Genomic DNA, 22930 nt, shown 5'->3' with positions numbered 1-22930 from the left:
AAAGCATACGCGGTCCCAAAATCGCCAAGCCCAAGGAATGGTTGGAGGGAAAGGCTGCGAATGCTCATGTGTCGACCGATCGGGTGCTGAAGGCCCATAAAGGGAAAACACCTTGAAAGGGCTGGCTCTTACAGCGGGTCACTTGGAAGAGCCACCAAGTAACCAAGGGCAAAAGCCCTTGGCTACTTGGGGCTTTTCCAAGTGACCCGCCGTTACTACTGCAGCAACGGATATGTACACCGCCCAAATGACTGAATGCCCATCACAAGCAACCCCGCTCTATTCACGCACCCGCGCCTCCCGCGGCATCCCCAGGGCACGCTCGGCAATGATATTGCGCTGTATCTCATTACTACCGCCATAAATCGTATCGGAGCGCGTAAACAGAAACAGCGATTGCAAACGACTCAACTGATAGGACGCGCCATCGAGAATTTCAGCATCGTCGCCTAACACATCCATCGCCAGCTTCCCAAGGTCTGAGTGCCAGGTTGACCAGGCCAGTTTGTAGATCATGGCCTCGCGGCGGAGGCTGCCATCTTGTGGACCCGAGAGCATGCGCAGCGAGTTGTAGCGCAAAACCTTGAGCCCGGCCCAAGCCTGGGCGATGCGCTGGCGCAGCAGCGGGTCGCGTGAAGCGCCATTGGCGCGGGCAATGCGAATGATCTCGTCGAGTTCATTGTGAAACTGCATTTGCTGGCCCAGCGTCGAGGCGCCGCGCTCGAAGCCGAGCAGGGCCATGGCGATTTTCCAGCCGTCGCCCGGTTGGCCGATCAGGTTATCGGAGTGGGTCACCGCCTGATCGAAAAACACTTCATTGAACTCGCTGGTGCCCGTCAGTTGCTGGATAGGGTGCACGCGGATCTGCTCCTGGGCCATCGGCACCAGCAGGAACGACAAGCCGTGATGCCCTTGACTGCCGGGTTCGGTGCGCGCCAAAACAAAACACCAGTCGGCTTCGTGGGCCAGCGAGGTCCAGACTTTCTGGCCGCTGATCAGCCAGTGTTCGCCCGTGGCGTCGAGCCTGGCCCGGGTTTGTACGTTCGCCAGGTCGGAACCGGCGCCGGGTTCAGAGTAGCCCTGGCACCAGAACTCGCTGCCACCAAGGATGCCAGGCAACAGGCGCTGTTGCTGGGCCGGGGTCCCGAAGGTGGCGAGGGTCGGACCGACCAGTCCTTCGCCGATGTGGCCCATGCGTCCGGGGCCGCCGGCACGTGCATATTCCTCATGGAAAATCACCTGCTGGCAGAGGCTAAGGCCGCGCCCGCCATGCTCCTTCGCCCAACCCAGGCCAATCCAGGCACCCGCGGCGAGTTCGCGTTCCCAGGCTTTGCGTTCTTCGGGAAAGCTGTGCTCGTCTCCTGGGCCGCCGCGAAAGCGCAACGGCGCAAATTCGCCACTCAGGTGCTCGGCCAACCATTGGGCGACCTCGCGACGGAAAGCCTCGTCGGCATTGCTGAAACCGATTTTCATGCGTCTTCTCCGAACAGGTGTGCCGCCAGGCGCTCGCGGTGCAGGGCGGGGCTGCCCAGCAGTTGCTCGCTGGCGCGGGCGCGCTTGAAGTACAGGTGCGGGTCGTATTCCCAGGTAAAACCCACGCCGCCATGCATCTGGATCGACTCGGCGGCGCAGTGAAAAAACGCTTCGCTGGCATGGATCTTCGCCGTGGCGGCGGCCATGCCCAGTTCGCTGGCCACCGCTTTGTCACCGGCGGGATCGAGGTGTTCCTGAGCCACACAGGCGGCGTAATAGATCGCGGAACGGGCGCATTCGACCTGCAACATCATGTCGGCGCAGCGGTGCTTGATCGCCTGGAAGCTGGCGATGGTGCGGCTGAACTGCCGGCGTTCGGCGATGTACGCCAGGGTCAGGTCGAGGACTTGTTGTGCGCCACCGGCCTGTTCGGCGGCCAGGCCCACAGCGGCGATCTGCAAGCTCTCGCGCAGCGCCGGCCAGCCTTGGTCGGGGGCGCAGAGCAATTGCGCGTCGCTGACGAATACATTCTGCAGCTCGACCCGTGCCAGACGCCGGGTCTGATCCAGGGTGGGCAGGGCAGTGCGCTCCAGGCCCGGTGTATCGGCGGCGAGGGCGAACAGGCTGATACCCGATTCCCCCTCGCTGCCAGGGCTGCGCGCGGCGACGATCAACAGGTCCGCCTGCGCCCCGTCGATGACCTGGGCGTAACAACCGTTGAGGTTAAAACCACCCGCACAGGCCTGGGCGATCGTTTGCACGCTGTGCGCATCCCACCCCGGGCCACTGGCGAACGCCAGGGTCGCGCGGGTTTCGCCACCGGCAATCGCGCTGAGCCAGCGTTCCTGCAGCGCCGGGTTGTGTCCCAGCAGCAGGGCCGGGGTGGCCAGGCAGGCAGTGGCAAAGAGCGGCGAGCCCAGCAGAAAACGACCGCTCTGTTCCAGCAGGATCGCCAGCTCGACAAACCCCAGGCCCATGCCGCCAAAACGCTCGGGGACCATCAAGGCCGGCCAGCACAGCTCCAGGCCGATACGTTGCCAGACGTCGGGATCGTAGCCGTCCGCGCGACTCATGGTTGCGCGTACGGCGTGGGAGTCACTGGCCGTGGCGAGAAAGCGCTCGGCGCTGTCGCGAATCATCAAGTGTTCCTGGGTAAAGGCGAACTCCATGGGGGCTGTCTCTGCTAAGCGGATAGATGAGCGAGTCTAGGGTGGCGCCGGTTTTCCCCGAATCATCGAAACGGACTAGGAACCCACTGCCGCCGGCCCCTGAAACCGTTGTCTTGCTTAGTCTCAATGGACGATGAAGCAGGCCTCGGCGCTTTGCACAATGCTCGCCATGCACCGAAATCAGCCAACGAGGAACCCAGGCATGATCGACATTCGCGGTTTGAGCTATTTCGTCTCCCAGATCGAAAACCTCAGTCATTGGCAGCGTTACGCCGAGGACGTGCTGGGCATGCAAGTGCGTCCGGCGCCGGGCGGTGGCCTGTACGTGAAAATGGACGAGCGTCCGTTTCGCATGCTGATCGTCGAAGGCAGCGAGGCGCGGTACCTGGCTTCCGGCTGGGAACTGGCCAACGAGTCGGCGTTCCAGGCCGCACTTGAGCACCTGACCGCCGCCGGTATCGAATGGCAGCCGGGCTCTGCCGCCGAAATCGATCAGCGCGGCGTACAGGCGCTGGTCAAGCTCACCGATCCGTCGGGCAACAACCATGAACTGAGCTGGGGTCATCGCTCCGACTGCCTGCCGTTTGTTTCGCCTCAGGGCGTGCCGCGTTTCATCACCGGCGACATGGGCCTGGGCCACACCGTGCTGCCGGCGCCGAACTTCGACGCCACGCTGGCGTTCGCCAAGGACGTGCTTGGTTTCCAGATTTCGGACATTTTCAACTTCCGCCCAGACCCGTCGGCACCACCAATCCGCATTCACTTCCTGCATTGCCACAACGCCCGCCACCACAGCCTGGCACTGGCCGAGTACCCGGTGCCGTCAGGTTGCGTGCACGTAATGGTCGAGGTCGATTCGATGACTGAAGTAGGTCGTGCCCATGACCGTCTGCTGGCCCATGACGTGAGCCTGTCGGCGACCCTCGGCCAACACCTCAACGACCGCATGACCAGCTTCTACATGAAGACACCGTCCGGTTTCGATCTGGAATACGGCTTTGGCGGATTGCAAGTCGACTGGGCCGAGCATTCGGCATTCGAGTTCACCCGCGTGAGCATTTGGGGGCACGACTTTTCGGTCGGCCAACAGTAAGGAATTGTCATGATGAACAAACAACTGACAGCGGCCGATGCGGTCGGCCAATTGCGCGATGGCATGACCATCGGTTTCGGTGGCTGGGGGCCACGGCGCAAGCCGATGGCGATCGTGCGCGAGATCCTGCGCTCGCCGGTCAAGGACTTGACCGTGGTCGCCTACGGCGGCCCGGAAGTGGGCATGCTGTGTGCCGCCGGCAAGGTCAAGAAACTGGTGTTCGGCTTCGCCACCCTCGATGCCATTCCGCTGGAACCCTACTACCGCAAAGCCCGCGAGGCCGGTGAGCTGGAATTGCTGGAGCTGGACGAAGGCATGTTCCAGTGGGGCCTGCGCGCCGCCGGGATGCGCCTGCCGTTTCTGCCGACCCGTTGCGGCCTGGCCACCGACGTGACCCGCCTCAACCCGGAGCTCAAGACCATCGCGTCGCCGTATGCCGATGGTGAGGTGCTGCTGGCCATGCCGGCGCTGAACCTCGACGTGGCGTTTGTTCACGTCAACGTCGCCGACCGCCTGGGCAATTGCCTGGTGACCGGGCCGGACCCGTATTTCGACCACCTGTTCGCCCGCGCCGCCACGCAGTGCTTTGTCTCCTGCGAACGCCTGGAAGAACGCCTGGAATTGAGCGCCGATCAGGCTCGCTTCAATACGTTCGAGCGCTATCTGGTGAGCGGCGTGGTGCATGCGCCGCTCGGTGCGCACCCGACTTCTTGCGCCCCCGACTACGGCTGGGACATGAAGCACCTCAAAGGTTATGTCGCCAGCAGCCAGGCGGAAAACGGCTGGCAGGACTATGTGCAGACCTACATCGCCGGTGGCGAGCAGGCCTATCAGGCACAGAACGGCGGTGCCGATTCCATGGGCGCCTTGCCCCTTCCCGTGTTCTGAGGATTAGCGACTATGTCTGCAACCTGTGATTTCACCCTCGCTGAACTGATGATCGTCGCCGCCTCTGAGGCCTGGCGCGGCAATGGCGAAGTGATTGCCTCGGGCCTTGGCGTGATTCCGCGCCTGGGTGCGAGCCTTGCCAAACTCACCCACAGCCCTGAACTGTTGATGACCGACAGTGAAGCGTTCCTGGTCGAAGAGCCGATCCCGCTAGGCCCGCGTGGCGACTACGTGCCGCGTTACTCCGGTTACATGTCGTTCGAGCGGGTGTTCGAATGCGTCTGGGGCGGTCGTCGTCACGCGATGATCGGGCCGACCCAGATCGACCGCTGGGGCCAGACCAACCTGTCCTGCGTCGGCGACTATCAGAAGCCCAGGACCGCGATCCTCGGCGTGCGCGGCTTGCCGGGCAACAGCATCAACCACCTCAACTCGTTTTTCGTGCCCAGCCATAACACCCGGGTGTTCGTCAGCGACGAGGTGGACATGGTCTCCGGTGTTGGCTTCAAGGCCGACCGCTGGCCGGAAGGGGCGCGCCGCGACTTGATGGACATCCATTGCGTGGTCAGCGACCTGTGCGTGCTCGATTTCAATGGCCCGGAGCGTGCGGTGCAGGTGCGCTCGTTGCACCCCGGCGTGAGTTTCGAACAGGTCCAGGACAACACCGGTTTTCCGCTGCTCAAGTCGGCGCAATTGCATGAGACCGTGCACCCCACCAGCGAACAGTTGGCCCTGATCCGCCGACTCGACCCCCACGATTATCGCGCCACAGCGATCAAGGGCAACCCGCCCGGCATCCGTACGGCCTGAGGCGAGGACAGTGAACATGCACAGCAGCGAGAGTGAATTCGTCGTCCGCGAGGACAAAGCCGTCTACGAAACAGACACACCGGTGCTGTACAGCGTGGCCGAGGGTATTGCCACGCTGACGCTGAACCGGCCGACCTTCAACAACGCGCAAAACTCGCAGATGACCTACGCCCTGGACGCCGCCTTTCGCCAGGCGGTGGACGACGACAACGTCAAGGTCATCGTCCTGCGCGGCAACGGCAAGCATTTCTCGGCAGGCCACGATATCGGCACGCCGGGACGTGATATCGACAAGCCGTTCGAGCGCGCGCACCTGTGGTGGGACCACTCCAACAAGCCCGGCGGCGAGCAACTCTATGCCCGCGAGCAGGAGGTCTATTTGGGTATGTGCCGTCGCTGGCGCGAGCTGCCCAAACCGACCATCGCCATGGTCCAGGGCGCGTGCGTGGCAGGCGGGCTGATGCTGGCCTGGGTGTGCGATTTGATCGTCGCCAGCGATGACGCGTTCTTTCAGGATCCGGTGGTGCGCATGGGTATTCCGGGGGTGGAGTATTTTGCTCATCCCTATGAAATGAACCCGCGTATCGCCAAGGAATTCCTCTTCACCGGTGACCGCATGAGCGCCACCCGAGCCTGGCAAGTGGGAATGGTCAATCGCATGGTGCCTCGCGAGGAGCTGGAGCAGGCCACCTATGCCCTGGCCGCCGGCATCGCCCGTCAGCCGCGCATGGGCCTGGCCCTGACCAAACAGGCGATCAACCACGTCGAGGACCTGCAAGGCAAGCGCACAGCGATGGATGCGGTGTTCGCCTGGCACCAATTCGCTCATGCCCATAACGAGCTTTTGTCCGGCGACAAACTGGGCGGCTTCGACGCCAAGGGCATGGCCCGGGCCAACAAGCAGGCAGAGGACAAGAGCCAATGAATCGCTGGCTGGATACGCCACTGACCGAGGCCCTTGGTTGCCGCTACCCGATTGTGCAAACCGCCATGGGCTGGGTTGCCGACGCCAACCTGGTGATCGCCACCACCCAGGCCGGGGGCTTCGGTTTCCTGGCCGGGGCGACCATCCCGGCCGATGAGCTGGAAGGCGAAATCCGCAAGGTGATCGACGCCACCGGCGGCAGCAACTTCGGGCTCAACTTCCATATGTTCCAGGACAACGCCGCGCAGTGCGTCGACCTGGCGATCCAGTACCGCCTGCGCGCCGTGAGCTACGGACGCGGCCCGGACAAACAGACCATCGCGCGTTTCAAGGCGGCCAATGTGCTGTGCATTCCCACCGTGGGCGCACTCAAGCATGCGTTGAAGGCTGTGGAACTGGGCGCCGACCTGATCACCATTCAGGGCGGCGAGGGCGGCGGCCATACCGGTGGAGTACCCAGTTCCATTCTGTTGCCTCAGGTACTGGCGGCGGTCAAGGTGCCGGTGATCGCCGCCGGCGGTTATGCCACCGGTCGTGGCCTGGCCTCGGTGCTGGCTGCCGGGGGCGCTGGCATCGCCATGGGCACGCGGTTCCTCATGACCCGCGAATCGCCGACACCGGCCGCGACTCTGGAGCGCTACCTGAAGGTCAACGATCCGCAACTGGTGCGCGTGACCACGGCGGTGGATGGCATGCGCCACCGTATGATCGAAAACCGTTTTATCAATCATCTGGAGAAGGCCGGTCCGTTCGGTCGCCTGCGCATTGCTCTGGGCAGCGCCTGGCAGTGGAAGCAGCAGACCGGCATGAGCCTGGGGCACATGTCCTCGGTCTTTTTCCGTGCGTTGCGTGAGGATCCCTCGGCGCTGTCGCAAGTGGTGATGGCCGCCAACCAGCCGGTGCTGTTGCAGCGCTCGATGGTCGATGGCGCCCCGGACGAGGGCATCCTGCCCAGCGGCCAGGTCGCGGCGGCCATCGGCGAGTTGCTCAGTTGTCGTGAAGTCATCGAAGGCATCGCCAGCGAGGCCCAGCAATGCCTGGACGCCCTCCTGGCCCGCAGCCAGACCCGCCCATCGAACCATCCAGCCAGTATTGGAGAACCCCTGTGAACCAGGCATTTACGACGCAACTCAATCAGGGGATCGCTGAACTGGTGATCGCCAAACCACCGGTCAACGCCCTCGACAGCCAGGAATGGCATGCCTTGGCGCGGCAGATCGAAGCCCTTGGGGCTAATCCCGATGTGCGGGTGATCGTGATCCGCGCCGAAGGCCGGGGCTTTTGCGCCGGTGTCGACATCAAGGAACTGGACAAGCATCCGGAGCGGATCGTCGAGGTCAATGCCGGTAACTACGCCACCTTCAAGGCCGTGCACCGCAACCCGGTGCCGGTGATTGTCGCGGTCCATGGTTTTGTCCTGGGCGGCGGCATCGGCATTACCGGGGCGGCGGATATCGTCATCGCCTCCGAATGCGCGACCTTCGCCTTGCCGGAAGTCGACCGTGGCGCCATGGGTGGCGGAGCGCACTTGCAGCGCCTGTTCCCGGTGCAAAAAGTGCGCTACCTGTTCTTTACCGGCGACAGCATTGGCGCCCCCGAAGCCCTGCAATACGGCTTTATCGAGCGGATCGTGAGCAAGGACCAACTGCGCGAAACCGCGCTGGGCATCGCAGCGAAAATCGCTGAAAAGAGCCCAGGCATGATCCGCATCGCCAAGGAAGCCTTGAACGGTATCGAAGACGGCAACCTGGAAGACAAATACCGCTGGGAGCAGGGCTTCACCATGCAGGCCTACAGCAGCCCGGACTCCGCGGAAACGCGCCGGGCCTTCGTTGAAAAACGCGACGCCAAGTTCTGAGAGAACGCCATGGAACTGACTTACACGCCCCAACAAACCGCCTTTCGCGCCGAAGTACGCGCCTGGCTGGCGGCCAACCTGCCACGCGAACCGCTGGCCAGCTACGACACCCGAGAAGGCTTTGAGCAGCACCGCGCCTGGGAAGCGAAGCTGTTCGACAGCCGCTGGTCGATGGTGATGTGGCCCGCCGAACTGGGCGGTCGCGGTTGCGATTTGATCGAGTGGCTGATCTTCGAAGAAGAGTATTACGGTGCCGGGGCACCGATGCGCGTCAACCAGAACGGCCAGTTATTACTGGGGCCAACGCTGATGGAATTCGGCACCCCTGAACAGAAACAGCGTTTTCTCCCGCGCATGGCCGCCAGCCTCGACATGTGGGCACAAGGCTGGTCGGAACCGAATGCCGGTTCGGACATGGCGGCGATCACCAGCAAGGCAACGCTCGACGGCGAGCATTACGTGATCAACGGCCAGAAGACCTGGTCGACCCGAGCGACCTTCGCCGACTGGCTATTTGGTCTGTTCCGCAGCGAACCGGGCTCCTCGCGCCACCACGGCCTGTCGTTCGTGATGATGCCGCTGGATGCGCCGGGAGTGAGCATCCGTCCGATCAAGGCACTCAATGGCAAGGACGCCTTTGCCGAAGTGTTTTTTGACGACGTCCGCGTGCCGGTGGCCAACCGCATCGGTGCTGAAGGGCAGGGCTGGCATGTGGCAATGGCCACCGCCGGTTTTGAACGCGGGTTGTTGCTGCGCTCGCCGGCGCGTTTCCAATACACCGCGCGCAAGTTGGTGGAACTCTATAAGGCCAACCGCGACAGCGCCGACCGCGATCCGGGCCTGCGTGACGCGGTGCTGGAAACCTGGATGGGCGCCGAGGCCTATGCCCTGTCGGCCTACTACACGGTCGGGCGCCTCAGCCGGGGCGAGCAGATCGGTGCCGAGTCGAGCATCAACAAGATCATCTGGTCGGAGCTCGACCTGAAAATGCACGAAACCGCCATGCGCATCCTGGGTGCCCGCGCCGAGCTGCTGCCCTCTGTGGATGGCGATGCGGCGGGCTGGCTGGAGGGTTTCCTGTTCGCCCAGTCCGGGCCCATCTACGCCGGGACCAACGAAATCCAGCGCAACATCATTGCCGAGCGGATGCTCGGCTTGCCGAAATAAGGAACGGGCCATGGACTTCACTTTTACCGATGACCAGCTGACGTTCCGCGAAGCCATCAGTCGTTTCCTGATGACCGAAGCCGCCCCGGAAATGCTCCGCGAAATCTGGGAAACCGATGTCGGGCGCTCGCCGGACCTGCGTAACAAGATCGCCGCTCAGGGCCTGACCGCGCTGTCGGTGCCCGAAGCCGAGGGTGGCCTGGGCATGGACGATGTGGCCTGGGCACTGATGACCCAGGAGTTGGGGTATTACGCTATTCCCGATTCATTGGCCGACACCGCCTATGTCGCTACGGGCTTGCTCGCCAGCCTGGCGACGGGGCATCCGGCACGCAGCAGCCTGTTGCCACGCATCGCCGAAGGCACCTTGCGCCTTGCCATCAGCCATCCGGTCAACCCGCTGGTCAGTGATGCGCAACTGGCAGAAGTGTTGATCCTCATCGATGGCGACGATATTCATGTGCTGCCGCGCTCCCAAGTGGATGTGCAGCACCACCCGAGCATTGATGCGTCGCGGCGCCTGGGTCGGGTGACCTGGAACCCGACACCGGCCACCTGCGTGGCCAGCGGCGTTCTGGGCCGTGCCTTGCAGGCACGACTGCTCGACCGAGGCGCGTTGTCGGTCGCCGGGCAATTGCTCGGGCTGGCGCAACGCATGCTTGATTTGTCGGTGGACTACGCCGCTCAGCGCAAGCAGTTCGGCAAACCCATCGGCAGCTTCCAGGCGGTCAAGCATCACCTGGCCGATGTCGCCCGCCAGATCGAACAGGCCAAACCGGTGTTGTACCGCGCGGCCCACGGCCTGGCCCAAGGTGATAGCAACGCCAGCGTCTGGGTTTCTCAGGCCCGCCTGGCCTGCTGCGAGGCAAGCTGGGTGGCTGCACGCAAGGGCATTCAGGTGCATGGCGCGATGGGTTACACCTGGGAAGTCGATCTGCAGATGTTCATGAAACGTGCCTGGGCGCTCGATGCGTCCTGGGGTGATCGCGGCTTCCATAAAACCCGTGTCAGCGACTACCTGTTCGCCGACGGTGCCCGCCTGGGCCCGGGCCATACTTTCGAGGAGTGAGTCATGCCAGAGGCCTATATTGTTGATGCACTGCGCAGCCCGACCGGCAAGCGCAAAGGCGCCTTGAGCGAGGTCCACGCGATTGATCTGGGCGCCCAGGTGCTCAAAGCGTTGGTGGAACGCAATGCCATTCCCGGCGAAGACTATGACGACGTGATTTTCGGTTGCGTCGACACCATCGGCTCCCAGGCCGGCGATATCGCCCGCACCAGTTGGCTGGCTGCCGGTTTGCCGCTGAACGTGCCCGGTACCACGATCGATCGCCAGTGCGGGTCGTCGCAACAGGCGCTGCATTTCGCGGCGCAGGCGGTGATGAGTGGCACCCAGGATGTGATCGCCGTGGGCGGGGTGCAAACCATGACCCGGATTCCGATTTCCTCGGCCATGCTCGCCGGGCAACCGCTGGGTTTTACCGATCCGTTTTCCGGTAGCGAAGGCTGGCGCGCACGTTTCGGTGATCAGCCGGTCAACCAATTCTACGCCGCCCAGCGCATCGCCGATCATTGGGGCATCACGCGTGAGCAGATGGAAGCGTTTGCCCTGCAAAGCCATAGCCGCGCCCTGGCCGCCATCGAGAGCGGGCGTTTCGCTCGGGAAATCGTTGCTTGCAACGGCCTGCGTGCGGATGAAACTCCGCGCCTGACCAGCCTGGCAAAAATGGCCGAGCTGCTGCCGGTGGACCCGCAATTCCCCTCGATCACCGCGGCCGTTTCGAGTCAGACCTGCGACGCTTCGGCGGCGTTGCTGGTGGTGTCGGAGGCGGCGCTCAAGCGCTACGACCTGACGCCACGGGCGCGCATCCATCACCTCACGGTGCTGGGCGATGATCCGATCTGGCACCTGACCGCGCCCATCGCCGCGACACGCCGGGCGCTGGCCAAAACCGGCCTGCGCATGAGCGATATCGACCGGGTAGAGATCAACGAAGCCTTTGCCTCGGTGGTCATGGCCTGGACCAAGGAACTGGACTACGACCCGGCGCGCACCAACGTCAACGGTGGCGCCATTGCGCTGGGTCACCCGCTCGGCGCCACGGGAGCCCGGCTGATGACCACGCTGTTGCACGAGCTGGAATGCAGCGGTGGCCGTTACGGCCTGCAAACCATGTGTGAAGGCGGCGGCCAGGCCAACGTGACGATCATCGAACGCCTCTAGGTTTTTCCCATCCGTACCGCCGTCCATTGGGCGTGCGGTCACGCAGTAATAAGGAGTCAAGCATGGCTATTTGTTCAGGCCGCACCGTGATCATTACCGGGGCCGGCGGCGGGCTCGGTCGCGCCTATGCGCTGGCGTTCGCCGCAGCGGGCGCCAACGTGGTGGTCAACGATATTCGTGCCGACGCGGCGCAAGATGTAGCGGGCGAGATCCGCGCCAAGGGTGGCCAGGCCATCGCCAACAGTGACGACATCACCACCCTGGCCACCGCCGAGCGCATTGTCGAGGCCGCGCTCGCGGCGTTCGGTGAGGTGCACGTGCTGGTCAACAATGCCGGGGTCCTGCGCGACCGCATGTTCATCAGTCTCAGCGAAGAGGATTGGGACATGGTCATGCGCGTTCACCTCAAGGGCCATTATTGCCTGGCGAACCTGTTGGGGCGGCGTTGGCGTGATCTGGCCAAGGCCGGCACTCCGGTCGACGGACGCATCATCAACACCAGTTCCGGCGCGGGCCTGCAAGGCTCGGTGGGGCAGTCCAACTATTCGGCGGCCAAGGGCGGGATTGCCGCGCTGACGCTGGTGCAAGCGGCAGAGCTGGCGCGCTATGGCATCACCGCCAACGCTTTGGCCCCGGCGGCGCGCACCTCGATGACCGAAAGCGCCATGCCCGATGTGGTGAAGAAGCCCGAGGACGGCAGTTTCGACGCCTGGGCGCCGGAAAACGTTGCGCCGTTGGTGGTGTGGTTGGGCAGCGCCGAATCGGCCCACGTCAGCGGCCAGATTTTCGAAAGCCAGGGTGGGCGTATTTCCCTAGGGGATGGCTGGCGCACCGGGGTTACCCGCGACAAAGGCGCGTTATGGCGTGTCGAGGAAATTGGCGCCGCGGTCGATGCGATCCTCTGCGAAGCGCCTGCGGCGCAGCGGGTCTGGGGTAGCTGAGAGGCCTGCCTGCTATACCGCGTAATCGTTCTTCGCCTGTAGGAGCCAGGCTTGCCGGCGAACCAGGCGCTGCGGTGTATCTGCTATACCGCATAATCGTTCTTCGCGGGCAAGCCTCGCTCCTACAGGAATCGGGTGCTGCGGGGCCTTTCTACCCTATTTTGACGATGCGCCCGCGCAGCGCCCTCCGTACAACTACAGCGTATTGATTTCTTCGGAGGTAAACGCTGTGAAACAAGCTCCCCCTTATGTCCCGGGCCATCAATTACTGGCTGGAAAATCCGTGCTGATTACCGCCGCCGCAGGTGCCGGTATCGGTTACTCGGCCGCCCGGCGCAGCGCCGAGGAGGGCTGCCGGGCACTGATGATTTCCGACGTGCACCCGCGCCGCCTCGAAGAAGCCGTGGAGCGCCTCAAGGCCGAAACCGGCCTGCAAGCCATTTATGGCCAGTTGTGCAATGTCACGGTCGAAGCCGAAGTCCAGGCCCTGGTGGCGAACGCTGAAGAGTTGCTGGGCGGTGTTGATGTGTTGATCAACAACGCCGGCCTCGGCGGCCAGAAGCGCGTGGTCGATATGAGCGACGAAGAGTGGCTGCGGGTGCTCGATGTAACCCTGACCGGCACCTTCCGCATGACCCGCGCGATGCTGGTGCATATGCAGCGCCGTGGCGCTGGCGCCATCGTCAACAACGCCTCGGTCCTCGGTTGGCGCGCACAGAAGGAACAGGCCCATTACGCCGCGGCCAAGGCCGGGGTGATGGCCTTGACCCGTTGCAGTGCGCTGGAAGCGGCCGAGTTTGGCGTGCGCATTAACGCCGTTTCACCGTCGATTGCCCTGCATGATTTTCTCAAGAAGGCCTCCAGTGAAGAGCTGCTCGCCAGCCTCGCCGGGCGCGAGGCATTCGGCCGTGCCGCGGAAGTCTGGGAAGTCGCCAACGTGATGATGTTCCTGGCCAGCGACTACGCCTCCTACATGGTCGGCGAAGTGCTGTCCGTCAGTTCCCAACAAGCCTGAGGAGTGGGCCATGAGTCATGTTTTCAGCAGTGCCCAGGCGTTGCTCGAGGCCGAGGGCCTGGACCTGGGTTGCACTGAATGGCTGAGCATCAGCCAGCAGCGCATCGATCTGTTCGCCGAAGCCACCGGTGATCACCAGTGGATTCATGTCGACCCGGTCCGCGCCGCCAGCGGACCGTTTGGCGTCTGTATTGCCCACGGCTACCTGACCCAGTCGCTCGTCAACCTGTTCCTGCCGCAATTGCTCACCATCGACAACATGGCGATGGGCGTCAATTACGGCAGCGACCGTGTGCGCTTCCCGGCTCCGGTCAAGGTGGGATCGCGAGTGCGCGGCAGCGCCAGCATCGTGCGCGCCGAGCAACTGGCGGACGCCGTGCAACTGGCGGACGCCGTGCAACTGGTGGTGCGGGTGACCGTGGAAGTCGAGGGTCAGTCGCGGCCCGGCTGTGTGATCGACACCATTAGCCGTTACACCTTCAACCCTATTACCGAGTGAGCCTGTCATGGACCTGAATGAAGTTGTCATCGTTGCCACTGCGCGGACCGCGCTCGCCAAGTCGTTTCGCGGGTCGTTCAACGATACCGAAGCCCCGGTACTGGGCGGACATGTGGTGCGTGCGGTGGTCGAGCGCGCCGGTATCGAGCCGGGTGAAGTGGACGATGTGATCATGGGCGCGGCGGTGCAGCAGGGCACCCAGGCCTACAACATCGGACGCCTCTGCGCCTATACCGGCGGCTTGCCGGATACCGTGCCGGGCATGGCCCTGGACCGCATGTGCGCCTCGGGCCTGATGAGCATCGGCATCGCCGCCAAAGGCATCATGACCGGCGAGATGAACATCGCCATTGGCGGTGGCGTGGAGTCGCTGTCACTGACCCAGACCAAGCACAAAAACGCCTATCGCGCCCAGTCCGAAGCCGTGCTGGAAGTAATGCCCAGCGCCTATATCCCGATGCTGGAAACCGCCGAAATTGTCTCGCGCCGTTATGGCATCAGCCGCGCTGCCCAGGACGAGTATTCCCTGCAGAGCCAACTGCGCACCGCCGCCGCCCAACGTGACGGCTTGTTCGACGATGAAATCGTCGGCTTGAGTGTCGACAAGTTGTGCTTCGATGCAGGTGGCCAGCCCAGCGGCCATCAGCGTGTGTTGGTCGAGCGCGACGAATGCAATCGACCGAACACGCGCCTGGAAGACCTGGCGTCGCTGAAACCGGTGTGGAAGGACGGTAAATGGATCAAGCAGGGTGAATTCATTACCGCTGGCAATGCTTCGCAATTCTCCGATGGCGCCTCGGCCAGCCTGCTGATGAGCCGCGCTGAAGCCAAGCGTCGGGGGCTGACACCGTTGGGCATCTACCGAGGCATTGCCGTGGGTGGCTGCGCGCCGGAGGAAATGGGCATTGGCCCGGTGGTGGCGGTGCCGAAATTGCTCAAGCGCTTTGGCCTGAGCGTGTCGGATATCGGCCTGTGGGAAATCAACGAAGCCTTTGCCTGCCAGGTCCTGCATTGCCGCGATGCACTGCAAATCCCGCCTGAACGTCTGAACGTCAACGGCGGCGCGATTGCCATCGGCCACCCGTTCGGCATGTCCGGCGCGCGCATGGTCGGTCACGCACTGCTGGAAGGTCGCCGTCGCGGCGCCCGTTATGTGGTGATCGCCATGTGCATTGGCGGCGGCATGGGTGCGGCCGGTTTGTTCGAGCTGCCGTAAGCCCTGGCTAAGCCGTTTGGACGATGTAGCAGGTGCGGGGTGGTCTGATGATCGTGAAAGTGAAATCAAGAGGATCACCCCGCATGCTGCTTGTTTCGTGCCCGTATTTTTCGCTGTGGAATTCGTCATGCGTCAGCTGATCGGATATGCCATGAGCGCCATCATCATCGCGGCGGTTGCCTTTGCATTCGCGCCGCATCATCCCGCGCCATTGGCCGTGACCCGGATCAACCCCGACCGGGTGCACGTCAATGCGCTGCTGGCCAATGGTTCACTGCTGATCGCGGTGGGCGAGCGTGGCACGGTGATGACCAGCCGCGACAGCGGCCTGTCCTGGACCCCCCGGGCGGTGGCTGCTGACCACGATGCGACGCTGACCGGGGTGGTTGCCTTGAGCCCCGAGGTGTTGATCGCGGTGGGGCATGACGGCTGGATTCTGCGCTCCAGTGACAACGGCCTCAGCTGGCGGGAAAAGCATTACGACGCCGAGTTGGGCGAACCGCTTCTAGGGGTGTGGAGCGCCGACGGGCAGCACGTGGTCGCCTATGGAAGCTACGGCAAGTACCTGGAGTCGAGCGACGCGGGCGAGCATTGGACCACCCGGGAAATGCCCGGCGAGGGCGCGCACTTCAACGGCCTTGACGGCGGCGACGATGGCCGGCAGATGCTGGTCGGCGAGCAGGGACTGGTGTTGCGCACCCGTAATGGCGGGCGCGACTGGCAACGCCTGACGCCGTTCTACAACGGCTCGCTGTTTGGCGTGGTGCGGCTGTCGGCGTCGCGCTGGCTGGCGTACGGCATGCGCGGGCATGTGTTCACCAGTGCGGATTTCGGCGACACCTGGCAGCCGGTCGATATCGGCAGCAGTCAACCGATCTATGGCCACGCACTGCTTCCCCGGAACGCCGGGCTGGTGCTGGTTGGAGCGGGCGGGCGCCTCACCCGCCTCGATGCGGACGGCGCGCTGGTCGACAGCAGCCAGCGGACCGGGCTGGGTACCTTGACCTCGGCAGTGGTGCTCAATGCGCGCCATCTGCTGGTGGCGGGGGAACGTGGGGTTCTTCAGGGCGCAGACAGCAGTCTTGCAGCCGTTGCACAGTGAGCATACCGATGACACAGACAACAGGCTGGATCGAACGCCAGGTAAAGGCGTGTGCGGATGTGCTGCTCAACCACCGTCGCCTGTGGCTGGCACTGTTCATGGTGCTGACCCTGGGGCTGGGCTACAGCGCCACGCAAGTACATCTGGACCCCGGATTCAATAAACAGATCCCGGTGCGCCATGACTACATGCTGAACTTCCTCGACTTTAGCCGGGTGTTCACCGGCGCCAACCGGATCCTGGTGAACGTGCACTGGAAGGGCGAGGGCGATCTCTACAACCCGGAGTTCCTCAAGGTCTTGCAGCAGGTCACCGATGACGTCTTTTTCATCTCCGGGGTCAGTCGTCCCAGCGTGACCTCGCTGTTTACCCCGAATGTGCGTTATGTCGAGATTACCGAGGAGGGTTTCGTCGGCGATCTGGTGGTGCCGCCGCAATACGCGGGGACCGCCGAAGACTTGCAGAAAGTGCGCAGCAACGCCGCCCGTGCCGGGCAGATCGGCCGGCTGCTGGCCAATGACCGACGTTCGGCGCTGGTCCGCGCCGACTTGCAAGACAGCGATCCGAAGACCGGCCAGCCGGTGTCCTATGTGGAGATCGCCAAGCGGCTGGAAGAGATCCGTGGCAGGTACAACAGCCGGGACATTGAGATCAACGTGGTGGGGTTCGCCAAGCTGGTGGGGGATGTGGTCGAGGGACTGAACACCGTCCTGCTGTTTTTTGTCATGGCGTTTGTGATTACCGCGCTGCTGCTGTGGGTGTATTCACGTTCGTGGCGATTGACACTGGTGGCGCTGGCGGTGGCGTTGTTGCCCGTGGTCTGGCTGCTGGGCTTGTTGCCGTTGCTGGGACTGGGCATCGATCCAATGTCGGTGTTGGTGCCGTTCCTGATTTTCTCCATCGGCGTTTCCCATGCGGTGCAAATGACCAACGCCTGGAAGCAGGATCTGTTGGCCGGCAGCACTTCGTTGCAGGCGGCCCGTGCTGCATTCTGCAAGATCTTCATTCCCGGTTCGCTGGCGCTGTTGATGAACGCCCTGGGCTTCGCGGTGATCATGCTGATTGATATTCCGATCGTGCATGAGCTGGGCGTAACCGCCTGTATTGGCGTGATGCTGATGATCATCACCAACAAGATGCTGCTGCCGCTGATCATTTCCTATTTGTCCCTGGGCTCCAGCGTGCTTGCCCGACGCTCGCCGGATGCAACGGCACGCCATCCGTTGTGGTGGCGACTGTCGGCATTGGCCGAGCCGCGCCCGGCGCTGCTGGTGTTTGCCGTTAGCCTGTTGCTCTTGGTTTTTGGGGTGTTCAAGGCGCGAGAACTGCAGGTCGGCGACATCGGCCCCGGCGCGCCGGAGCTGCATGCGGAGTCGCGTTACAACCTGGATAACCAGCAGATTCTCGACAGCTATTCGATGGGCTTGGATGTGTTGGCGATGTTCCTGCAAACCCGGGGTATTGAGGAAGCCTGCCTCAATCCCGGGGTGATGCGTGCCATCGAGAACTTCGACTTCCAGATGCGCAATGTCGCGGGCGTGCAGTCGGTGCAGAGCGTGGCCGGCATGGGCAAGGAAATGATCGCCGGCAATAACGAAGGCAACCCGCGCTGGTCGGCGATTCCGGGCTCCTCACGCAGCTTGCAACAAGGCGCGATGGCCTACACCCCGGACTCAGGACTGGTGACTGACGGCTGCAAGCGCATGCAGATTCTGGTGTTCCTCAACGATCATGAAGGAGCGACGGTGGCCCATGTGGTCAGCGAAACCAAGCGCATCCTTGCTGGCATCCAGGTGCCGGAGGTGGAGTTCAAGCTGGCGGGCGGCAATATCGGGGTGATGGCGGCGTCCAACGAGGCGGTGAAGCAGGCTGAAGTATGGATGCTCGCCGCGTTGTTCTGTTCGGTGGCGTTGTTTTGTTTGCTGACCTTCCGCTCGTTGCGTGCGGTGCTGTGCATTCTGGTGCCGCTGGGCATTGTCGCGATTCTCTGCAATGCGCTGATGGCCATGCTGGGCATTGGCCTGAAAGTCTCGACCTTGCCGGTGATGGCGCTGGGCGTCGGGGTCGGCGTCGATTACGGCATTTACCTTTATGAGCGCATCCAGCATGAAATGGCCGCGGGCCAGAGCCTGCGCGAAGGGTTTTATCGCGCCATGTGCCAGCGCGGCACGGCGGCGGTATTCACCGCCCTGACCATGTCGATCGGCGTCGGCACCTGGGCGTTCGCGCCGCTCAAACTGCAAGCCGACATGGGCCTGCTCCTGGCGTTCATGTTTTTGGTCAATGTGTTTGGCGCGATCTTCCTGTTGCCGGCACTCGCCGCCTGGTTCAATCAGGGCCAGCCGCTGGTCGCATCCAAGACGCCAGGCACCGCCAACGCCACGCCTCGGGTGGCCGAGGCACTCACGGTGCATTGAGCTCCGATATCATTCATTACCATTAAAATTATGCGGGCCACGTAGTCCGTGTCCGCTGCTGGGGGAGTGGTTATGCAAAGTCTCGTACCGAATGCGCAGGTCCTGGCGGAATTGGGGCTGGAGCTGGCCGAATACGAACGCCTCATCGGCAACATGTACGATTCGGCCATAAATATTCACTGCATGGGCGATTCGTTGCGTCAGATCCGGACGCTGTTCAAGGCCAATTTCGTGACCTTGATTCTTCGCGTGCAGGATGAGCCGCTGCTGTCGCCGATGATGGTCGCCGGGGACATTGAACTGGGGGAGGGCGGCATCAACCATTACGCCTATTACGCCAAGTCCACGCTGTTCGACAGCCTGCCCACCGACACGGTGTTTACCGTTGATGAGTTGATGAGCGAGGCCGAATGGCTCAGTTCTTCTTTTTACCTGTTGTTTTGTCAGCCACATGACTGCCATCAGATGCTCGGCGCCGATATCCGCATGCCGGATGGCAGTACGGTGCGCTTTCGAATCAACCGGCCACGGGATCAGGCGCGCTTTTCCCACGTCGAGCGAGCCATGTGCGCCATGCTCTTGCCGCATTTGCGCCGCGCCCTGCACATGCATTCGCTACTGGATCGTAGCGAGTCGTTGGGCAGCCTGTACTCGCAAACGATCAGCCGTATGGCGGTGGCGACCTTCGTTCTCGATGAAAACGGCAGTGTGGTGCAACTGAACCCGGTGGCCCGAGAGATTCTCGACAGCCAGGACGGCCTGAAAGTTGTCGGTGGCCGGTTAGAGGCGACTTATCCGAGTGACAATCGTGAACTGTCGCGCCTGGTGCGCAACGCCTTTCAACGGACGAAGCAGGGCGGCGGCGGATTACAGGGGGCCGAGGCCATGTCGATTACTCGACCCTCCGGGAAAGTCAGCCTCGGCGTGGTGGTTGAGCTGATTCCGACGCAGGAGCTGGTCGAGGGCAAGGGGAAACCGACCGTCGTGGTGTATGTGCGTGACGCCGTCAGCAAGTCGCTGGTGAGCAACGTGGTGACCTCCCAGCTGTACAACCTGACACCCGCGGAAACCTCGCTGGCTCTGGAACTGGCTAACGGCCTGTCGCTGGAGGAGGCCTCGGAGGCGCTGAACATCCGCCGTAATACCGCCCGTGCGCACCTGCGTTCGATCTTTTCCAAAACCGGTGTACGGCGCCAGACCGAGCTTGTGCGGATCATGCTCAACAGTGTCGTGGCGTTGGCCAAACCAGCTACCGGGATCGGAGGATGACACGCTGTAGCCTGGCGTTCGCCGGTGCGTGGAAAAAACGCGTTAGTCCGTGCGGACGATGCTGCTGGATCCTTGGGCTGCCGATACTGGGCGACCGCTATCGGTAACCAAGGAGAATAAAAATGACCGGCAGTAACCTGGCTTCCAGTTGTCTTGTCTCGCGGGCTGCCAACGCCACTCCCACCTGGGTGCTGGGGTTGTTATTGGGATGCAGTGCAATCGGCACGGCGAATGCCGCACCGGAAGATGTGGAGCGCCTGGGCAAGGATCTGACTTGCATGGGTGCCGAAAAGAGCGGTAATGCCGACGGCAGCATCCCGGCGTTCAGCGGCAAGTGGCTGGGTGTGCCGCCGCACGTGGACTTCAAAGGGACTGGCAACCATCCGGTTGATCCTTACCCGGAAGAAAAGCCGCTGTTTGTGATTACCTCGGCCAATCTGGCGCAATACAGCAACTACCTGTCCGACGGCCAGAAAGCGTTGTTCAAGCTCTACCCGGCTACGTACAAGATGCCGATCTACCCCTCGCACCGCGATTTTCGTTTCGGCGACTCGGTTTGCCAGGCCACCCGCGAGAACGCCAGCGTCGCGCGTCTGGTGGATGACGGTGAAGGGGTGGTGGCCAAAACCGGTGGCACACCCTTTCCGGTACCACGCAGCGGCCTGGAACTGTTGAAGAATTCCTCGGCTTTCGCCTTGCACGCCTGGACCGAGGAATACACATCCGACAACGCCTACGTACTCAAGGACGGCAACATCAACTGGGGCCGTGTACATTCACGAAACCTGGCGCCGGCGAGTGAGCCGGGCAAGGTTGGCGATACCGCCGGTAACTCATCGTTCTATCTCAACGAAACCCTGTCGCCGCAACGGGACAAGGGCGAAATCAACACCGGCACCGAGTTCTGGAACGACAAGACCGAGCCTCGCCAGGCCTGGCGTTATGATCCGGGCACTCGCCGTGTGCGTCAGTCGCCGGGATACGGCTTCGACATGTCGTTCCCTGGCAGCGGTGGTTCGATCACCGTGGACGAGGTGCGCCTGTTCAACGGATCGGGGCAACGTTATGACTGGAAGATCGTCGGCAAGCGCGAGATGTTCATTCCCTACGACGCCTATCGCCTGCACGCGGCCAACCTCAAGTACGCCGACCTGCTGACCCCGGGCCATATCAACCCGGATGCCATGCGCTATGAGCGCCATCGGGTATGGGAACTGGAAGGCACCCTCAAGCCGGGCTTCCGCCATCTCTATGGCAAACGCAAGTTGTACATCGACGAAGACACCTGGTTCCCGATCCTCGCCGACAACTACGACAGCCGTGGCGAGCTGTGGCGGACCTCGATGGTCAACTACTTCTACGCCTATGAAAGCCAGCGACCGCAAGCGGGCGTGGGGCTGTACTACGACCTGAACGCCGGCAGCTACCTGGCGTTTAACCTGATCAACGAACAGCGCAACGGCTACCAGTTGAACAAGCCGGGCTTCAGCCCGCGGGATTTCGGTCCGGAAGCCGCCCGTCGGTTTGGCCAATAGCCGACGCAGATTTGGGATGGCAGAAGCTGACAGGTGAACCCTTTGAGAGCGGATATCGTTTGATCTAGTCCAAGTGAACGATGAATCCTTTGCCGGGGCGCTCAATGATATCTGCGATGGGTTCACCCTGTTTTTTTTGGGGGTATTGCACCCCAAAGTTTCCAATCGAGGAACAATAACAATGACGAAACTCGCTGAAATCAGCGTCGAAAACGCCCAGCGTACTCACCGTTACGCCCGTGGCTGGCACTGTCTGGGCGTGGCGGAGGATTACCGCGATGGCCAGTTGCATACCTTGAATATCTTTGGCACCCGCCTGGTGGCGTTTGCCAACAGCCAGGGCGCTATCAGCATCCTTGACGCCCATTGCCCGCACATGGGGGCCGACCTGTCCCAAGGCACCATTGAAAACGACACGGTGGTGTGCCCGTTCCACCACTGGAAATATGACACCAGCGGTAAATGCGTTGAGATTCCTTATTGCAAGCGCATTCCACCGAAGGCCAAGACCCGCAGCTGGTTGACCTGTGAGGAAAACAACCTGCTGTTCGTCTGGAACAACCCTGAAGGCCGTCCGCCGAAAGAGGGCGTGATCATTCCGCACCTGGCCGAGATGGACGACCCGGACTGGATTCACGATTGGAACATCGACACCATGCTGATCGAAACCAACCCACGGGAGTTGGTCGATAACCTGGTGGACGCCATGCACTTCGGTCCAGTGCATGGCACGCCGACCAAGTACTTCGCCAATATCTTCGAAGGGCACATCGGCCACCAGATCTTCCACGGCGATTCCGAGCGCCTGGGCGGCGATCTGATCGCACCGTCAGCCTACTACGGCCCGGCGACGCACTTCACTCACATCAGCTCGATGTTCGGCGATGTGCGGATACACGCCATTTTGCTCAACAGCCATGTGCCTGTGACTGCCAACAGCTTCGACCTGCGTTTCGGCTGCATGGTCAAGCGTGTGCCCGGCTGGAGCGAAGAGCAGAACATTGAAGTGGCCAAAGCGTACATCATGGGTAATCGCACCTCGTTCTATCAGGACGTGGATATCTGGAAGCATAAAATCCGTATCGACAACCCGGTGCTGGCGGAAAACGACGGCCCGGTCTACCAGCTGCGCGAGTGGTACCAACAGTTCTTTACCGATGAGGATAAAGTGCCCGCGAGCATGGCTGAACGTCGTGAATTCATCACGGTCGACGAGCGCTAAAGAGTAACGACCTCCTTCGAGAGACAAGCCGTCAGCAATCGTTTGTCAATCGTGGGGGGCAGTCCAGAAGGGGCAAGCTACCCTTGGTTTTATTGCAATAACGTAGG

20 protein-coding genes are annotated in these 22930 nt (G+C 62.4%); 18 read left to right on the top strand and 2 right to left on the bottom strand.

Annotation, left to right across the window (positions count from 1 at the left end):
* Window positions 1-279 precede the first annotated feature (279 nt).
* Window positions 280-1473, bottom strand: coding sequence for an acyl-CoA dehydrogenase family protein (locus ACN1C3_RS24320; protein WP_419118287.1), 1194 nt, complete (start codon window positions 1471-1473; stop codon window positions 280-282).
* Window positions 1470-2642: an acyl-CoA dehydrogenase family protein gene (locus ACN1C3_RS24315; RefSeq protein WP_419118286.1), complete on the bottom strand. Its 1173-nt coding sequence runs from the start codon at window positions 2640-2642 to the stop codon at window positions 1470-1472. The genes ACN1C3_RS24320 and ACN1C3_RS24315 overlap by 4 nt, the downstream gene beginning before the upstream one ends.
* Before the next feature lie 202 nt (window positions 2643-2844).
* Here ACN1C3_RS24315 and ACN1C3_RS24310 point away from each other — a divergent pair, with 202 nt between their 5' ends.
* The 18 genes from ACN1C3_RS24310 to ACN1C3_RS24225 all read left to right on the top strand — a co-directional run bounded on the left by ACN1C3_RS24310 (window position 2845) and on the right by ACN1C3_RS24225 (window position 22823).
* Window positions 2845-3735 (top strand): VOC family protein, encoded by an 891-nt coding sequence (locus ACN1C3_RS24310; RefSeq protein WP_419118285.1) that lies wholly within the window; start codon window positions 2845-2847, stop codon window positions 3733-3735.
* Between the two features lie 12 nt (window positions 3736-3747).
* A complete protein-coding gene (locus ACN1C3_RS24305; RefSeq protein WP_419118292.1) occupies window positions 3748-4623 on the top strand; it encodes a CoA transferase subunit A in 876 nt (291 codons plus the stop codon).
* A gap of 12 nt (window positions 4624-4635) precedes the next feature.
* On the top strand, window positions 4636-5433 hold the full coding sequence (locus ACN1C3_RS24300) for a CoA-transferase subunit beta (RefSeq protein WP_419118284.1): 798 nt from the start codon (window positions 4636-4638) through the stop codon (window positions 5431-5433).
* 16 nt (window positions 5434-5449) lie between these two features.
* Window positions 5450-6358, top strand: a complete 909-nt coding sequence (locus ACN1C3_RS24295; RefSeq protein ID WP_419118283.1) for an enoyl-CoA hydratase — start codon at window positions 5450-5452, stop codon at window positions 6356-6358.
* The gene (locus ACN1C3_RS24290) at window positions 6355-7467 is read left to right on the top strand and encodes an NAD(P)H-dependent flavin oxidoreductase (RefSeq protein WP_419118282.1); all 1113 of its coding nucleotides are present in this window, start codon (window positions 6355-6357) and stop codon (window positions 7465-7467) included. Before ACN1C3_RS24295 ends, ACN1C3_RS24290 begins: the two co-directional genes overlap by 4 nt.
* The gene (locus ACN1C3_RS24285; RefSeq protein WP_419118281.1) at window positions 7464-8216 is read left to right on the top strand and encodes an enoyl-CoA hydratase family protein; all 753 of its coding nucleotides are present in this window, start codon (window positions 7464-7466) and stop codon (window positions 8214-8216) included. Before ACN1C3_RS24290 ends, ACN1C3_RS24285 begins: the two co-directional genes overlap by 4 nt.
* 9 nt (window positions 8217-8225) lie before the next feature.
* Window positions 8226-9383 carry an acyl-CoA dehydrogenase family protein gene (locus ACN1C3_RS24280; RefSeq protein WP_419118280.1) on the top strand — a complete coding sequence of 386 codons (1158 nt, stop codon included), beginning with the start codon at window positions 8226-8228 and terminating at the stop codon, window positions 9381-9383.
* 10 nt (window positions 9384-9393) lie between these two features.
* The gene (locus tag ACN1C3_RS24275; RefSeq protein ID WP_419118279.1) at window positions 9394-10452 is read left to right on the top strand and encodes an acyl-CoA dehydrogenase family protein; all 1059 of its coding nucleotides are present in this window, start codon (window positions 9394-9396) and stop codon (window positions 10450-10452) included.
* A gap of 3 nt (window positions 10453-10455) precedes the next feature.
* Window positions 10456-11607, top strand: a complete 1152-nt coding sequence (locus ACN1C3_RS24270; protein WP_419118278.1) for an acetyl-CoA C-acetyltransferase — start codon at window positions 10456-10458, stop codon at window positions 11605-11607.
* 62 nt (window positions 11608-11669) lie between these two features.
* A complete protein-coding gene (locus ACN1C3_RS24265) occupies window positions 11670-12548 on the top strand; it encodes an SDR family oxidoreductase (RefSeq protein WP_419118277.1) in 879 nt (292 codons plus the stop codon).
* A 229-nt stretch (window positions 12549-12777) separates the two neighbouring features.
* The gene (locus tag ACN1C3_RS24260; protein ID WP_419118276.1) at window positions 12778-13563 is read left to right on the top strand and encodes an SDR family oxidoreductase; all 786 of its coding nucleotides are present in this window, start codon (window positions 12778-12780) and stop codon (window positions 13561-13563) included.
* Window positions 13564-13573: 10 nt separating this feature from the next.
* Window positions 13574-14062: a MaoC family dehydratase gene (locus ACN1C3_RS24255; RefSeq protein ID WP_419118275.1), complete on the top strand. Its 489-nt coding sequence runs from the start codon at window positions 13574-13576 to the stop codon at window positions 14060-14062.
* Between the two features lie 7 nt (window positions 14063-14069).
* Entirely contained in the window at window positions 14070-15278 is a 1209-nt protein-coding gene (locus ACN1C3_RS24250) for an acetyl-CoA C-acyltransferase (RefSeq protein ID WP_419118274.1), read from the top strand.
* Between the two features lie 127 nt (window positions 15279-15405).
* Entirely contained in the window at window positions 15406-16380 is a 975-nt protein-coding gene (locus ACN1C3_RS24245; protein ID WP_419118273.1) for a WD40/YVTN/BNR-like repeat-containing protein, read from the top strand.
* An 8-nt stretch (window positions 16381-16388) separates the two neighbouring features.
* Window positions 16389-18797 carry an efflux RND transporter permease subunit gene (locus tag ACN1C3_RS24240; protein ID WP_419118272.1) on the top strand — a complete coding sequence of 803 codons (2409 nt, stop codon included), beginning with the start codon at window positions 16389-16391 and terminating at the stop codon, window positions 18795-18797.
* 72 nt (window positions 18798-18869) lie between these two features.
* The gene (locus ACN1C3_RS24235) at window positions 18870-20066 is read left to right on the top strand and encodes a LuxR C-terminal-related transcriptional regulator (protein WP_419118271.1); all 1197 of its coding nucleotides are present in this window, start codon (window positions 18870-18872) and stop codon (window positions 20064-20066) included.
* A gap of 122 nt (window positions 20067-20188) precedes the next feature.
* Window positions 20189-21601, top strand: a complete 1413-nt coding sequence (locus ACN1C3_RS24230) for a DUF1329 domain-containing protein (protein ID WP_419118270.1) — start codon at window positions 20189-20191, stop codon at window positions 21599-21601.
* Between the two features lie 181 nt (window positions 21602-21782).
* The gene (locus tag ACN1C3_RS24225; protein WP_419118269.1) at window positions 21783-22823 is read left to right on the top strand and encodes a Rieske 2Fe-2S domain-containing protein; all 1041 of its coding nucleotides are present in this window, start codon (window positions 21783-21785) and stop codon (window positions 22821-22823) included.
* Window positions 22824-22930: the final 107 nt, after the last annotated feature.

The organism is Pseudomonas sp. H11T01, assembly GCF_048515765.1.
Taxonomy (GTDB): Bacteria; Pseudomonadota; Gammaproteobacteria; order Pseudomonadales; family Pseudomonadaceae; genus Aquipseudomonas.
Note: the sequence above shows the minus strand (reverse complement) of the source record. Positions and strands in the feature narration are given on the sequence as shown.

Coding starts and splice junctions, on each gene's coding strand:
- ACN1C3_RS24315 (WP_419118286.1), bottom strand. CDS start 2,642: ATGGAGTTCGCCTTTACCCAGGAACACTTGATGATTCGCGACAGCGCC.
- ACN1C3_RS24270 (WP_419118278.1), top strand. CDS start 10,456: ATGCCAGAGGCCTATATTGTTGATGCACTGCGCAGCCCGACCGGCAAG.
- ACN1C3_RS24300 (WP_419118284.1), top strand. CDS start 4,636: ATGTCTGCAACCTGTGATTTCACCCTCGCTGAACTGATGATCGTCGCC.
- ACN1C3_RS24235 (WP_419118271.1), top strand. CDS start 18,870: ATGCAAAGTCTCGTACCGAATGCGCAGGTCCTGGCGGAATTGGGGCTG.
- ACN1C3_RS24320 (WP_419118287.1), bottom strand. CDS start 1,473: ATGAAAATCGGTTTCAGCAATGCCGACGAGGCTTTCCGTCGCGAGGTC.
- ACN1C3_RS24245 (WP_419118273.1), top strand. CDS start 15,406: ATGCGTCAGCTGATCGGATATGCCATGAGCGCCATCATCATCGCGGCG.
- ACN1C3_RS24280 (WP_419118280.1), top strand. CDS start 8,226: ATGGAACTGACTTACACGCCCCAACAAACCGCCTTTCGCGCCGAAGTA.
- ACN1C3_RS24305 (WP_419118292.1), top strand. CDS start 3,748: ATGAACAAACAACTGACAGCGGCCGATGCGGTCGGCCAATTGCGCGAT.
- ACN1C3_RS24295 (WP_419118283.1), top strand. CDS start 5,450: ATGCACAGCAGCGAGAGTGAATTCGTCGTCCGCGAGGACAAAGCCGTC.
- ACN1C3_RS24290 (WP_419118282.1), top strand. CDS start 6,355: ATGAATCGCTGGCTGGATACGCCACTGACCGAGGCCCTTGGTTGCCGC.
- ACN1C3_RS24265 (WP_419118277.1), top strand. CDS start 11,670: ATGGCTATTTGTTCAGGCCGCACCGTGATCATTACCGGGGCCGGCGGC.
- ACN1C3_RS24230 (WP_419118270.1), top strand. CDS start 20,189: ATGACCGGCAGTAACCTGGCTTCCAGTTGTCTTGTCTCGCGGGCTGCC.
- ACN1C3_RS24255 (WP_419118275.1), top strand. CDS start 13,574: ATGAGTCATGTTTTCAGCAGTGCCCAGGCGTTGCTCGAGGCCGAGGGC.
- ACN1C3_RS24240 (WP_419118272.1), top strand. CDS start 16,389: ATGACACAGACAACAGGCTGGATCGAACGCCAGGTAAAGGCGTGTGCG.
- ACN1C3_RS24225 (WP_419118269.1), top strand. CDS start 21,783: ATGACGAAACTCGCTGAAATCAGCGTCGAAAACGCCCAGCGTACTCAC.
- ACN1C3_RS24275 (WP_419118279.1), top strand. CDS start 9,394: ATGGACTTCACTTTTACCGATGACCAGCTGACGTTCCGCGAAGCCATC.
- ACN1C3_RS24310 (WP_419118285.1), top strand. CDS start 2,845: ATGATCGACATTCGCGGTTTGAGCTATTTCGTCTCCCAGATCGAAAAC.
- ACN1C3_RS24250 (WP_419118274.1), top strand. CDS start 14,070: ATGGACCTGAATGAAGTTGTCATCGTTGCCACTGCGCGGACCGCGCTC.